The following is a 15209-nucleotide window of genomic DNA, read 5'->3' as shown; positions in this document are numbered from 1 at the left end:
TTGTTTGTTGCTTTTTTCATTAACCACTTATCAACTGTCTTATATGGAGCAGTACTACTGTTTTAATAGAATCAAGTAATTGTTCACTAGTAGCCATCGTTTCCTCTCTAACCCCAAAATAAAACTTAATCTTTGGTTCCGTACCAGATGGCCTTAGACAGAACCATGAGTCATCTTCCAAATAAAACTTTAATACATTAGATTTCGGAAGATGAATGGTCTCTTGTCTCTTCGTAGCACTGTCTGTCCTTATCCTAGACTGATAATCCTCTATAAGAACTACCTCCTTACCAGCAACACTAAGAAGGGGTTTGCTACGAAATGCGTCCATTATTTTCTTTATTTGTTCGTTCCCATTTTTTCCTTTCAGTGTTAAAGATTTCATCGTTTCCAGATAGTAACCATACTCCTCAAAAATATCGATTAACCCTTGATAAAGTGTTCTTCCTTTTGATTTATAAAAAGCTGCTACTTCTGCAATCATTAAACATGATTGAACAGCATCTTTATCACGAACAAAGTCACCAATCAGATATCCGCAACTTTCTTCATAGCCAAATAAAAATTGCCTGTCCTCATCTTCTTCCAATTCTTTTATTTTCTCACCTATAAATTTGAAGCCTGTTAGGGTATCAAGAGTCTTTATACCATAAGCATCCCCAATTTTTCGTCCAATTTCTGAGGTCACAATCGTTTTTAGCACGATACTATTATCCTTTAACGTGTGACTCGCTTTCTTTTGTGTGATTAAATAGTGAAGTAGGATTGCTCCAATTTGATTTCCCGTCAATACTTGATATATCCCTTGATTATTTTTTACTGCTACACCTACACGATCAGCATCTGGATCCGTTCCCAGCAATATGTCTGCGTCTAATTTTTCACCATATTGAATTGCTAATTTAAAGGCTGCATGCTCTTCTGGATTGGGCGCTTCCACGGTTGAAAAGTTTGGATCTGGCAGTTCTTGCTCTGGGACTATTTTTATATGCTGAAATCCAATAGCTTTTAAACATTCCCTCACGGGTATATTACCTGACCCATGTAATGGAGTATAGACAATCTTCAAAGCTGAGGCAGTTTCATGGATAATGTCTTGACTGATTACAATCGTTTGCAATTGCTTCTGATACGCTTTATCTATTTTATCACCTATTATCTTCAATAAACCAGCTGCTTTTAACTTTTCTTCTTGCGCTACTTCAACATCCAATTCATTTCCTACTTGATTTATTTTTACCATTATTTCTTCAGCAACAGACGGCGGAATCTGTCCTCCATCCGCACCATATACTTTAAATCCATTATATTCAGGCGGATTATGACTCGCTGTAATCACAATACCGCTGTATGCATTTAAATAACGAACAGCAAAAGATAGCTCTGGTGTTGGACGTAAAGATTGAAACACATAAGTTAAAATACCATGTTTTCCTAATGTTTTTGCTGCTTCCATAGCAAATTCCGACGATTTAAAACGGGAATCATAGGCTAGCACAACTCCTCGCTTTTTAGCTTGATCACCACTTTCTGTAATGTAACTTGCCAAGCCTTCTGCTGCTTTACGAATCGTGTACATATTAATGCGGTTTGTACCAGGACCTATCTCCCCCCGCATTCCTCCAGTACCAAATGCTAATGCTTTATAGAAGCTATCTTCTAATATCATAGAATTACTTTCTAGCTCAATAAGTCTTACCCTTAATTCTTCATCTAATCGTTCACAATGTTTCCATTTATTATATTGTCTCTGCCACTCCATCACTAGTCCCCTTACTTCGTTGGATCAACCCTTAATTCTTTCTTTACATCTTCTTGTCTATGATTTTTCACACTAATGAGTCTAGTATTTCTTGAAGGCTTAATTCTGCGCAAGCCATGGATGTATCTGCCACACCATAGTACATCCTTACTACATCACCTTCTACTAACGCACCACAAGAAAAAACCACATCTCCAAAGAAGCCTTTGGTTTCATAATCTGTTTCTGGCTCTAAGAATGGCTGTCGCGAGCGAGCAATTACCTTAGTCGGATCCTGCAAATCAAGCAAGACAGCTCCCATGCAATATCGATTATCTTTTGAAGCACCATGATAAAGTTCAAGCCATCCTTTATCTGTTTTAATCGGAACGGCTCCACCACCGATTCGACCGTCATCCCATTGCCCTTCACGCAAACCTAGTAGAGGCTTATGATTTCCCCAGTATAATAGATTTCCAGATTCTGCTATCCAAATCTCTGGTGCACCAAACGACTTAGGCACCGGGCGATGAAGAGCGTAATATTTCCCATTGATTCTTTCTGGAAAAATAAGTACATCTTTGTTTTCAGGAGCAAAAATCATTCCATGACGTTCAATCTGAATCCAATCCTTTGTAGAAACTAATGATTCACCAACTCCCATAGAAGAAACGGCACTAAAATAGATATAATACGTATCACCAATTTTAGTTATACGAGGATCCTCCACACCAAACATATCCAATTCATTCGATGGATATAGGAATGGATCATTGTCCACTGTAAAATTACGACCATCCTTACTTCTTGCAATACGAAGATAAGAAATGGATGTTAAATACTTATATTTATTATGCTTTAAAATAGATCTTGGATCAGTAAAATCATAATCTTTGTCATCAGCATTCAACTCCATAATTTCTAGACTGTCTTGTTGTATATTATAAATTGGTACTTTTACTAAATTTGGATTTTTATTAATAGGACGTTCCGCTACTCGTAGTAACATAATTATTTCTCCATCGTACTCCGTTATACCAGCATTAAACGCCCCTATAACTTCAAAATCTTCACGGTGCGGTCTCACATCCTTTGGGGTAATAACTGGATTTTCTTCGTATCGATATATTTTCATCACTTATTCTCCTCATTCTCATATTGTATAAAGGGATCTTGTATAGTAACTGTTTGTGCCTCAACATCACTAATTCCCGCATATAAAACTGCTGTTCCGTTTGATTTTCGAACCAGCCCGCCACTAAAAACCACATCCACTAAATCAGTTCTTTTCGCCGGTCCATTGATAAAATTGGAACGAAGTGCAATAATTTGTAAATCAGAGTATTCTAAAGTTTCAGGATTCAGTACAAAAACCATAGGGAAATATTTACGCTTTCCCACTTTATCAAAGGAAGCTATATGTCCTAATATTCCTAATAATCCGTTAGACAAGACATGCATTTCATTTCCTCCACCCCATTCTTCATCTTTGAACTGGCCCGTCAAAAGTGGTGCTACTTCGATCACCTCTAGAGTTAACTGATCTAGAGAAGAAATTTTCGAAAAACCAATTTTACCCTTTCCTCCTTTCTTACCTTGAGGACGAGTAAGAACACCAATGGAACCATTTTGTAACTCTACAAGGCGCAAATCTTTCATTCCATCTGGACCTTGTGCAAAACGCTTCAAAGATGCGAGAGATTTTCCTTTATAAAAAATCGTACGCCATCCTAATGCTCCTTCAATGGTTGGTGAAGGAAAGGTTTCCACACCACCTAGAACAAGCTCACCATCTATTCTAGTAACAAAAGGATCTTGCAAATCAAAGATTGGCGCTCCTTCCCGTGGTATCCACCTTCCATTATGTTCTACAAAAAAGTACACTTGAGAATCTTCACTATCTCTTTCCTCTACTCGACCGGCAATAATGAAATCTCCTTCATCCAAAAAAGGAGCAGTGATATTATAAACATCACGGCCGTTCACTCCAGAAAATAATAATTTTTCCGGATTTGTTGGCTGGATAGTTTGTTTAAATTCATCTACTAACACATCGCACGTTTTTAAATCGTTCTTTATTAGTTTTATCATTTATTTCTCATCCTTTTCACAATGAATATCTTATAAAAAACTCAACAGAAGCTCACTTTATCATGTACACCTCCCTCTATATACTAACGTTTTCTCTTGTTTTCTTTGTTTTTCTTAGAATTTCATTTTTATTTGAATGGATTATGAACATCTTTACTAGCTATAACCAAACAATTCATGCAGTTTTTGAGGAAAAGGGTGTACTTAATAAGCCATCCTTTTCTTTTGAAAAAAATGGTAATATATGGTGTTATGATCGCACAATAAATCCCACAATACTCATGGTGACAAACCCTCCCACATCTCACAGCGTCATTGCGCACACATTCCCTCGTTCGGTCTATCCATGAAGTGGGGGCCGGCGATGCTTTCCTACAGGGTCATTGCCCGATTGTATAAAAATTTGCCGACTGCTCCGTGCTTCAGATGTTATTGTAAAACCAACTAAAATCAACATTCTAAAAATGGCTCTCGTTAAAACAGAGTAAAACCGTTCGTCTAATTAAGCTGCATCTTGTAAACGAAAATGCGGAATATCACGTAACATCCTTTCTGGACTAAATGCTACTTGCTTCTTACCTACAGTAAACAACACTCGAATCAACTTACAACACAAGGCAATTAAGGATTGCTTTTTCTTTAATGGATTTTCTTTTCTTGTTGTAAAATACTCATGTAATGCTTTAAATGCAGGGTTATGATTGACTAAGGGCAAAATGACTTTAAAAAGTAGGGCACGTAGTTTAGGGCGCCCCCTCTTGGTAATGACCGTTTTTCCTTTCCATTTTCCTGACGTTTCCAGTTTTAAGTTCAACCCTGCTAACTTAATGATCTGTTCTGGATGAACATACTTGTTTAAATCTCCTACTTCTGCTAAGAAGGCAGCTATCGTAATATCTCCTATCCCTTTAATATCCGTCATTTCCTTTACACCTGGAATGGTGCCCATTAATTCTTCTATCATTTTCCACACTTCATTCATTTTTTCATGAAGGAGAGTATATTGATCCATCAGTGTGATGATTTTCATCCTCGCCATGGTTCTACCTTCCTGAAGACCTATAGAATGACGCGCAGTTTCTTTTAATTGTCGGACCTTTTTCAATCCAACTCCTCTTTTGACCTCTTTACGGATTTCTGAAAGTATTGTCATTTCATCTGTTTCCACGATTTCATCCGGAAACAAACCCATTTTTAATACTTGTATCGATGATTGTCCTTCCCATTTCGCAAAGACTGCTGTATATTCCGGGAAGTACCTGTCGATCCATTGATGAACGCGGCCTTGTACTGCTTGAAGGTCCTTCATTAATTGATCGTACATATTCATACCTTCTCGAAGTTCTGCATAGATTCCTTCTGGTAAGTGCGGTTCAGAATAGCGGCCATCTTGGATTAAGCGTGAAATAACCCTAGCATCTTTCACATCATTCTTCGTCGGTGAGTTGTCATCTAGCTCTTTTGACTTTTTCACATGGGCTGGATTAACGACAACGACTTTTTGGTGTTTCTCCATTAGCCAATAAGCTAATGGCAGCCAATAATGCCCAGTAGGTTCCATACCTATCATTCTATGATGTTTATTGTTTTCCAAGGCTAATTCATTCATCCAACACATAAAGTGCTGAAAACCTTCCAAACTATTGTCAAAGTACAATGCTTTTCCGAACTGAATCCCTCGAAAGTCTTGGGCACGGGCAACATGCCTTTCTTTGGCAATGTCTACCCCTACAATTAGAGTTTCATCCGTGAGTTGTAATATCTTTTCATTTTGTTTATAATTCATGATAGTCCTCCTTGGTTTTATTTAAGGGTCCATTTTTGCTGATCAGCTGTGGACACCTCGTATCATACCAAGGGGGCTTTTTTGGTTCAATCCTCATTTTGCTTTATTACAGGAATGCTTTCTTAAACTAAAAAACCATAAGAAAACCATTATCTTATAATCTATTTCAACGTAAATTGCATACCCTCTTTAAATCGTTTGGCAAAGAAAAGGAACAAAATAACAATAGGTAACGTCAATAAAACGGAGGCAGCATACATTGGGCCTGGATACCCTCCATAAGGACCGAACATTTGAGAAATTAAAACGTTGAGCGTCAACATTTGGTCACTTCGAACAACAATCATATCCCATAGTAATTCCGTCCATCTTTCCATAAATAGAAATAAGAAAATAACTGTCGTAATAGATTTAGACATAGGAACGGCAATCTTGAACATAATTTGTAAAGTAGATGCCCCATCTAATTTAGCCGATTCAATAAATGTATCTGGAATTGAACGAAAAAAGTTTGTATACATAAAAACAGCCCATAAACTCAACGCTTTAGGAACAATCATCGCCCAATACGTATCAAATAAACCAACATTTTGTACAAGTAAAAACAGGGGCACAAGCAAGATCACAGCCGGAAAGAACATTTGAAATAAGATCACATTATTGAGAAATATACCACCCTTGAATTTTATTTTCGCTAAGGTATATGCGACAACGATACCCGTTATCATCATAAGAAAAGTCGATGCACCAGAAACAATGACCGTATTAAAAAAGGAACGCAGCCAAGGCCTAGGAACGACAGCTTCTTGAGGATTAAACAACCACTCATAAGAACGCAGTGTGAATTCTGTAGGTATTAGCACTCTATCAATCTGATCCCATGTTGCAAACGACATTAATACCATATAAATATAGGGAAAAATCATTAACGTTAGTAAAGCTAATGCAAACACATACTTAAAAGTCTGCCATTTATTTTTTTTAGACCATACCATTTCGTTTCCCCCACAGTTCTAGTAATTTTTTAAATACATAAATAGAGGCAAATGTCACAATTGAAGCAATTAACGCAACGGCAGAGGCATAACCTGCATCCATGTTAGAAAAAGCTTGGTTATAAATTTCCATCTGCCACGTATTCGTTGCATAATTAGGACCTCCACCGGTTAACTGGTATACCTCTGTAAAAATCCCAAAAGTAACTCCTACAGCTAAAATAATGACTGTATAAAGCGATGGATACAATAAAGGCAAAGTAATTTTCCAAAACTTTTGCCATCCTGATACACCATCAATTGCAGCAGCCTCATAGACTTCACCATTAATACTTTCCAAACCTGCAGTTAAAATCAATGCATAATAACCAGAAAATTTCCAGGCGATCATAAACGCTACAATTACAAGGGCCGAAAATGGGGTTCCTAACCAATCAATATCCAAACCTATTCCTCTTAAAAACTCATTTAACGGACTATTATAGGATAAAATCCCTTTAACGATAAACGCCGAAACAACTCCAGAGGCTAAGTATGGTAAGAAGAAACCTACCAAAAATATTCCTTTTAACCTTGGCAACCCTTGGACTGTTAGAGCTACCACTAGCGATAGAAAAATAACCATTGGTACGTAAACAGCAAGAAACCTAAACGTTACAAAAAAAGCTGATTGAACTCCCGGATGCTTTAACGCTTGGATAAAATTATTTAACCCTATAAAGTCATATGTTGGAGAAATAAGATCCCAATTTGTAAATGCTAAATAGACAGACCAGACTAACGGAATTAAGAAAAAAATAAATGTGTATAATAGGTAAGGGCTAGCAAATAGCCAGCCCAACCTGTTGTCACTTTTGTTATTCATTTTGGAGTTCCCCCTCAATAGCTTGTTTCATATCCTTCCAAGCCTGTTCAGGGTCTTTCTCCCCTCTAACAACTGGATTAAACGCTTGCTCCCCTATTTGTGTTTGTATATCATTGTAGTTAGGATTATCAATGGGTGGTACTCCATTAGGAACTGCCTCTGCATATGGAATTAATGCTGGATTCTCTTCTAAGAAGGCATTAAATGATTCATTAGATGTCAAATCATCACGTGCTGGCGGCATATTTGTTTCCTCAAACCATTGCAGATCCCTCTCTGGATCCGAATATACCCACGTCAAAAATTCCATGGCGGCCGCTTGCTCCTCTTCTGTGGCAGACGCATAAAATACAATCCCCTTCGCATCGGCGAATGTTTTTACATTATCTGTACTCATACCATCTGGTACTGGTGGTCCTGAAAGTTCAAAGGTTTCCCCATAAACCATTTCTGGAAACTGTTCACTCCAATAAGGGAAAGACCAAGGTCCAAGGTCAGAAAAAATACCTAACCCCGTTTCAAATGGGTCACTTGCTTCACTAGTTAGTAAAGCATTTTCACCTTCTAGTTGAGACATAAATTCCAATACTGCCTTACCCGCTTCGTCATCAGCAATTAGTTCGTTTCCTTCCACGAAGTTATTACCGTCAGAAGCTCCGTTGTACAACATAAAGAAATCAAACCATCTAGTCCAACCTTCAGGTGATCCTAAATCAGGTTTAGCCCAGAGAAATTTCTCATTGTCAGAAGCCTTTAATGCTTCTACCACTTCTAAGACATCACTGTAATTTTCAGGGATATCATCAAAACCTAAATCCTGTAATATATCAGTTCTCCAGGCAAATAACATAGCATTAGAATAAATAGGCAATACATACTGGCTTCCATCTGAAAATTCCCATGATTCAATCGTTTCAGCCATATTACGACTTTCTATCAATTCATCAAACCCTTCTACCTCATTTAACGGAACAAGCGCTTGACTATTTGCTAATTGAGCAGCGAAACCACGGTTAATATTTTCCGAAAATGTCGGTGCTTCTCCACCCGCAATAGCAGACTGAACAGATGCTTCAGAAGTCGGAGATTCTTGCATTTGACTCACATTCACATGAATATCATCATTTTCTTCATTAAATTCATCCGCAACTTTTTTCCAAAACGCTTCTTGCGGTGGGTTAGTCGCTGCCCAAAAATCAATTTCTGTTACACCTGGCGTACCACTTTCCGAGTCTTGATTTCCCGTGTTATTCTGACAAGCCGCTAACGTTGACAATGCTAATATTGCAGTTAATAATAAAGATGATGCTTTTCTCATTTCTTTGACCTCCGTTTATTATTTTTTGAGAAACTTAACATGAGTTCTCTTCATTAAAATAACCGCTACCTACACAACATATATAATTTAGTAGATAAAGAAATGATGGGTTAGATATGATATTTTTTAAAACACTGGCAACATCATACCTCTTCAACTTTACAATAACTTTACAAAATTATAATAATGAAAAGAAACCGCTTAAATAACTTTACAAAATTAATTATAATGCTACCAAAATAAATAGTCAATAGATTATATAGAAATTTTTATAATGTTGAATGATTTCATTTCAAATAATGATCTTCATAGCCATTTAAATAATCAAGAATAATTTATACACAGTCTTCTCGACAAAATGGTGATAATTTGTTACAAAGAAAGTAAGAGTAGCAATTATCCTTTTTTATTTTTCTTCAGCTACATATTTCATACACATTATTTTCAGGTATTAATTGATTTTGTAAAGTTACAAATGGAGTTTGTTTTTTGTAATCTACTATTGGTTAGTATAGAATAAAGAGGGATTCTGATAATACACTTTTAAATCTTAAATATAGGAGAAACAATTATGCCAAAAAAGGTTACGATGCAAGATATAGCAGACAAATTAAATATTTCAAAAAATGCAATCTCACAAGCTCTTTCTGGTAAACCTGGTGTCAGTGATTCTACTAGAGCATTGATTAAAGAAACGGCTAACAAAATGGGGTATCAATACGTTCCTACTAAAAAATCAACAAAAATGAATGAACAAAAAGTGATTGGATTAATAGCTTCAGATTTTGCTTTCTCACAAAAAAATTTTTTTGGAGAGATTTATCTATCAATTGAACGAGAATTAAAGAAAAGGAATATGCAATTAAAGATTCAGTCCATTGATCACCATACACGAGACAATTTGCTATTACCTTCATTTTTACAAGATCAGTCTGTGTCAGGGATGTTAATCATTTCACATATCAGCTCGGAATATATTAACCGCATTATTGACACAGGAATTACAACAGTAATGGTTGATCATCACCATCCCTCAAATGCTGCAGACGCTATTCTCTTAAATAATAGATTTGCAGCCTATAAAGCCGTTCAACATCTCATAGATTTGGGGCATACCAATATCGGCTTTATTGGTAATGTAGAGTTTTCGCCAAGTTACCAAGAACGTTGGGAAGGTTATTTGTTAGCACTTCGAGAAAATGGACTGCAGGTTAAGGAAGAATTTATGGTGTTAAACGTTCATGAATCTAGAGAAGCTATTAATGACAGGTTATGCCAAATACAGCAACCAACGGCATGGTTCTGTGTAAATGATGGATACGGCTTCTTTGTATTATCAATCTTACAAATGAAGGGGTACCAAGTACCATATAACATATCTATTTGCAGCTTTGATAATGGAGAGTTGTCCCGCTTAACAACTCCCAAAACAACAACGGTGAATACCGATTTAACTTTATATGGAAAGAAGGCCGTTGAACAGTTGATATGGCGTATGGATCACCCTAAGGAAGAGCTTCAGGAAATTCTGTTAAATACCCACCTTATTGAACGGGAATCCACAGGGCCTGTGCCAACAATTAATCGAAATAATCATTACAAGTTATAAATGCATAGAAAAAATGGGATCAAAGAACAAATAAAAATATTCTTTGACCCCATTCACCTTTCCTTCAAGTCGTAATCTCATTATCCTCAAAATTCTCAATCGATTTTCCTTTTTCATAAAAGTGTTTGACATTCTCTAAAATCCCTTCACTGGTATAGAATGGGCTGGCTTCCGTTAAGGGTAACTTTACGGTACGTTGATAATTAGCCGATTCGTAAATGGCGGTAATCAACTCCAAGGTTTGGCGCCCCTGCACACCATCAACCAACACTTGACCATTATGTTGAATGGCTTCCAGCACATTTTGAATTTGACCTGCGTGGCCCTCATAAATAAGGGCAGGATCGTTTTCGTATGCCTCCGTTAAGGTCTCTTCTAACGACTTGTTATCTGTCGGAAAGCCATTCTCTTGCGCAAGCGACGCCTTGACCTGCCAAGGAACAGAAACGCGCGCCTTTTCCCCCTGGAAAATCAATTGTTGCTCCTCCCCATGGTGAACAACGGAACTAGTGATTTGAGCCAGACTACCACTTTTATAACGGCCTATAGCTATGGAAATATCCTCTACCTCCGCATTATCATGGGCTGTATTACTTGTCACTGCGGTAATCTCATCTGGCAGGCCGCGCATCCATTGAAAAATATCGATATGATGAACAGCATGGTTTAGCGTGCAGCCACCACCTTCTTTCTCCCATGTCCCACGCCACCATAAATCGTAGTAGCTATGTCCGCGCCACCAAAAAGAATCGACCTGTGTGTGTAACACATCCCCAATCAGGTCTTTTTCCAAGAGATGTTTCATCCGCATCATCGGCGTCGTAAAGCGATTCTGCGCCACAATTGATAGGATCTTATCATTTCGTTTCGCAGCTTCATTCATGGCGTCACATTCCTCTAGTGAAGAGGCCATTGGTTTTTCGACCAGCACATGTTTCCCTGCATCCAAAGCTTCAACCGCTAAGGGAGCATGGGTGTATGGCGGTGTACAAATAGACACTAAATCTACCTTCTCCTGTGCCAGTAAATCCGTCATATTGCTATACACTGTGGAAGATAAAGAAAATTCCTTTTTTACTTTCTCCGCTTTTTCCGGATAGATATCGCACAAGGCGACAATCTCGCATTGATTTGGAAACGTTAAATACCCTTGAAGATGAGAAGGGCAAATCGCCCCTGTGCCTACTACGGCTACGTTTAACATGTGAACCTCTCCTTTTGTTTGAGAACCTTCTTTCAAGAAACTTCTCAATTGTTAGATAGAATCTATGTCACTACCTTTTAACCTATTCCCCTCATGTTTGAAAACGAAAAAAACCAAAATTAAAATTCGAACCTGGCAGAAAGAGAAAAGTTACCTGCTGCACACCACTAATTTTATCAATATCAAAGGTCTTGGTTTGATAATCATCGGTTTGAATAAATTCAATTAATTGCGTGCTTGTTTCCTCCCCATCAAAAAATTGAACATGGATGGTATTTTTATCGATGGGTGAGTGTCCGTTTATCTCTAGCTTGCTAGTGCCTTGCTGGGTAAAGTCGAAGTCATCGAATACTAATGACACATTATTCCCAATTTGCTCCACCCTCTTTTCGTCCATGACAAACGTGTCGCCATAAATATGATCACAGTCGGCTGCTTGATTCTTTTGAAAGGCACGGTTTATCTTTTCAAACACAAAACCCTTGATATGTACTTTTTGCTGTAGGACAACACAAATCGACGTGATACCTGTTAGCTTTTTGGCAAGCTGGTAGGTTGCTGATTGATACACATTCCACTTCGATTCTTTTTGATATACGACATCGGCTAATAACTCACTTCCTTTCTCCCCCGGCATTCCTTCCCATATTTGTAGCTTATACGGGTCATTGGTTAACGCAAAAATAGGGATTGTTATGACATCGGCACCAGTTGCACCAAAGTCGATATCATGAAACCCTACTTGTGTCTCTCCATCACGGCTAGTTGCCACCCCGCGTTCATTGCCATTTGTTACCCCTCCTTTGCTATAATCAAAAAATCCTGCTGAAATAAATTGATATGGGTTATGATAAGCCTTACCTAAATTCTGGGCTGAACATTCCAATTCGGAAATCAATTTGACTTTGTCCGTACCATTCTTACTGGTACAACGCACACGAAATTCACCATCTCCTAGTGCGGTGACCTTTGCCGTATGACCATCTGCTTCTATCTTCGCCAGTTTCGATTCGATGCCCGTATCGGTAACGAGACTCCATTCCACGTCACGATAAAATGTATTTTTGGGAAATAAGGATACTTCAAAATAAATTTCATGCCTGTCTTGATCAAATTGTTGTCCATTTTTACTCGCTATTTCTAATTTCCGAACCGGTATCTCTTCTTTTTCTCCCATTAAAATCGGGGTAGCTTGATTCTCTTCCAATGCTTGCACACCGATTACCTCATCAGTAGCTGGTTCCGCTTGAAGTGCTAATGCGGCATTCGCCATTCCCTTCGAGCGAACTTCCAGATGAATAGGACCAGATTTTAATGTGGGAGCAATAATCGCCATGAGCTTCCCGCTAAACAATCGCCTGCTGGTACCCTTATATTGGTCATAGTCAGTACTATCACCATTATCCAGCCCCACCAACCTACCTGCTCCCGTCACAGAAACGTCTACGCGATTATTCGCATTTTCAACAGGATTCCCTTCCTGATCATCCATGCCAATTTCTACAAAAATAAGATCCGTTGCATTGGCAGTTAATGATAGTTTGTTTGGTTTTAATCGAATCTCCTGTGCGTCACCAAATGACCTTTTGACCTCTGTGGCAATAATCTGTCCAGTTTCATTATAAGCCGTTGCTTTTAGTTCGCCAGGTTCATAGGGAATCTGCCACCATCCCGTTAACTGCGATCCCTGTTGGTGATTGGTGGAAAACGTTCCAAGTGATTTTCCGTTATGTTCTAATTCAATAAGCGGGGCGTTGGAAGCCACTCGAACATCAATCAGTTGTCCTTGGTTAAAATCCCAATACGGAAAGATATGAATCATCGGCTTCTCTCGATAATCTGTCCATGCCGCTTGGTATATATAATAAGAATCTTTCGGAAATGTAGCGGTATCTATCTGTCCTAAGTAAGCATTCTTGGTATGATAAGGAGTCGGCTCTCCGATGTAATCAAAGCCGGTCCATATAAACTGTCCAAGTGAGAATGGTGCATCTCGCTCTGCCAGAATACAAGATTCCACCGAATCAGCTCCCCAGCTGGTAGCACTGTTTCCCAAGGCAGAGCATTGCTCATCATCATCTGCTAAGATACTAGCCTGAAAAGGAAAATGATAAATACCCCTGCTTTGAGCCATGGAGGCTGTTTCGCTTCCATATATCACCCAGTCCGGATGTGCTTGATGGTGTTGATGATAATATTTCTCGGAATAATTATAGCCAGCAACCTTCACTATATCGGCACATTTCTGGGCATTTTCCCACGCCATATAATTTGATCCTATCGTAACCACGCCATTTTGCTTGGGGTCAAATTGCTGGACGTACTTCATCAACTGTCTGGTTATTTTCTGTCCACGTTGATCAGCATGCGTATCATAAATTTCATTCCCTATACTCCACATCATCAGACTTGGATGATTACGATCTCTTTTCACCCAGCTTGCTACATCCTTGTAAGACCATTCTTTAAAAAAACGAGCATAATCATACGGATTTTTGGGCCTTTCCCACATATCAAAAGCCTCACTCACAATTAGAAAACCCATCTCGTCTGCTAATTTCATGAGCTCCTTTGCTGGCATATTATGTGCTGTACGAATAGCATTGACTCCCATTTCTTTTAACAGCGATAATCTTCTGGTTACTGCTTCTCTGTTAAAGGCAGACCCTAACGCACCAAGGTCATGATGTTCACATATCCCATTTAATTTTAGCTGACGGTCATTGAGGAAAAATCCCTGATCTGGATCCATGGAAAAGGATCTAAAACCAATATCCTGCGTGACTTTCTCCGCGATCTCTCCATTTACCATAAGACATGTTTCTAACTGATAAAGATGCGGGTGGGCAGGGGACCAGAGCTGTGGGTCTTTTACTCGCAATGATTGCTTACCCGTTTGATAACCCATAGACAGATTGGCTTGGTGGTAACTGATCCATTCCTCACCATCAGATAACCGGTGAGCTAACACCGCGTCTTCTTCCATTACCAGAGATGTTTCTATCTCCACCTGCCACGCTTCCTGCTGCTTACATGTAGAAATATAGATCCCATCTGTTTCAATATAGTTTCTATCTCTTTTCTTTAACCACACATTCCGATAAATCCCCGCCCCTGGATACCACCGGCTATTCGGGCTTTGAAACACGACTTTCATTTTGATTTCATTCTCTCCATCACGTAAAAACGCTGTTATATCATGCTCAAAGGCTGAATATCCGTATTTCCATTCTCCTACCCACTGGCCGTTTACAAATAAAGTAGAATCCATATAGACCCCATCAAAATAAAGCAAAAATTGGTCTGCTTCCGCTTTTGAAACGTGATACACCTTCCGATACCAGCCAATACTATTCTCATAAAGATTAGTCGTATCATAGATTTGCCAATCATGCGGTATATCAACGAGCTGATAGACCAATTCTTTATCGCTTACTACTCCCAAGTCACTTTTGGCAAAATACCATTGATCATTGAACAGCTGCTTTTGATTCATTTTGTATACTCCTTTCTTTATTTCATACGAACGCTTATGGAATCCACTCCGTCCTATACCGCTCACTTAAAATAAACACCGACCTACCTATAAGGCGAATTATG

Annotated in this window: 10 protein-coding genes; 1 reads left to right on the top strand and 9 read right to left on the bottom strand. The window is 38.5% G+C overall.

All coding sequences use genetic code 11. The features are described from left to right. Positions 1-19 precede the first annotated feature (19 nt). The 7 genes from E0E32_RS03890 to E0E32_RS03860 all read right to left on the bottom strand — a co-directional run bounded on the left by E0E32_RS03890 (position 20) and on the right by E0E32_RS03860 (position 8796). The gene (locus tag E0E32_RS03890) at positions 20-1762 is read right to left on the bottom strand and encodes a phospho-sugar mutase (RefSeq protein WP_130859036.1); all 1743 of its coding nucleotides are present in this window, start codon (positions 1760-1762) and stop codon (positions 20-22) included. 67 nt (positions 1763-1829) lie between these two features. After that, positions 1830-2876 carry a BtaManbiosPhlase gene (locus tag E0E32_RS03885; RefSeq protein WP_130859035.1) on the bottom strand — a complete coding sequence of 349 codons (1047 nt, stop codon included), beginning with the start codon at positions 2874-2876 and terminating at the stop codon, positions 1830-1832. Next, positions 2876-3832, bottom strand: a complete 957-nt coding sequence (locus E0E32_RS03880; protein WP_130859034.1) for a DUF1861 family protein — start codon at positions 3830-3832, stop codon at positions 2876-2878. The genes E0E32_RS03885 and E0E32_RS03880 overlap by 1 nt, the downstream gene beginning before the upstream one ends. Before the next feature lie 502 nt (positions 3833-4334). Further along, entirely contained in the window at positions 4335-5618 is a 1284-nt protein-coding gene (locus E0E32_RS03875; RefSeq protein ID WP_130859033.1) for an IS110 family RNA-guided transposase, read from the bottom strand. A gap of 161 nt (positions 5619-5779) precedes the next feature. After that, positions 5780-6613, bottom strand: coding sequence for a carbohydrate ABC transporter permease (locus tag E0E32_RS03870; protein ID WP_130859032.1), 834 nt, complete (start codon positions 6611-6613; stop codon positions 5780-5782). Then, a complete protein-coding gene (locus E0E32_RS03865; RefSeq protein WP_066195939.1) occupies positions 6600-7478 on the bottom strand; it encodes a carbohydrate ABC transporter permease in 879 nt (292 codons plus the stop codon). Before E0E32_RS03865 ends, E0E32_RS03870 begins: the two co-directional genes overlap by 14 nt. Beyond that, positions 7471-8796, bottom strand: a complete 1326-nt coding sequence (locus E0E32_RS03860) for an extracellular solute-binding protein (RefSeq protein ID WP_130859031.1) — start codon at positions 8794-8796, stop codon at positions 7471-7473. Before E0E32_RS03860 ends, E0E32_RS03865 begins: the two co-directional genes overlap by 8 nt. 571 nt (positions 8797-9367) lie before the next feature. On the opposite strand from E0E32_RS03860, the gene E0E32_RS03855 reads away from it, so the two are divergent. Next, on the top strand, positions 9368-10405 hold the full coding sequence (locus tag E0E32_RS03855; protein WP_130859030.1) for a LacI family DNA-binding transcriptional regulator: 1038 nt from the start codon (positions 9368-9370) through the stop codon (positions 10403-10405). A 64-nt stretch (positions 10406-10469) separates the two neighbouring features. Here the strand turns inward: E0E32_RS03855 and E0E32_RS03850 are convergent, their stop codons facing one another. Further along, complete coding sequence (locus tag E0E32_RS03850) at positions 10470-11609, bottom strand: Gfo/Idh/MocA family protein (protein WP_130859029.1); 1140 nt, start codon at positions 11607-11609, stop codon at positions 10470-10472. A gap of 91 nt (positions 11610-11700) precedes the next feature. Then, a complete protein-coding gene (locus tag E0E32_RS03845; RefSeq protein WP_130859028.1) occupies positions 11701-15105 on the bottom strand; it encodes a glycoside hydrolase family 2 TIM barrel-domain containing protein in 3405 nt (1134 codons plus the stop codon). Positions 15106-15209 lie beyond the last annotated feature (104 nt).

The organism is Gracilibacillus phocaeensis (assembly GCF_900626275.1).
Classification (GTDB): domain Bacteria; phylum Bacillota; class Bacilli; order Bacillales; family Amphibacillaceae; genus Gracilibacillus; species Gracilibacillus timonensis.
The sequence above is the reverse complement of the archived record's forward strand: the minus strand, read 5'-3'. Positions and strand labels throughout refer to the sequence as shown.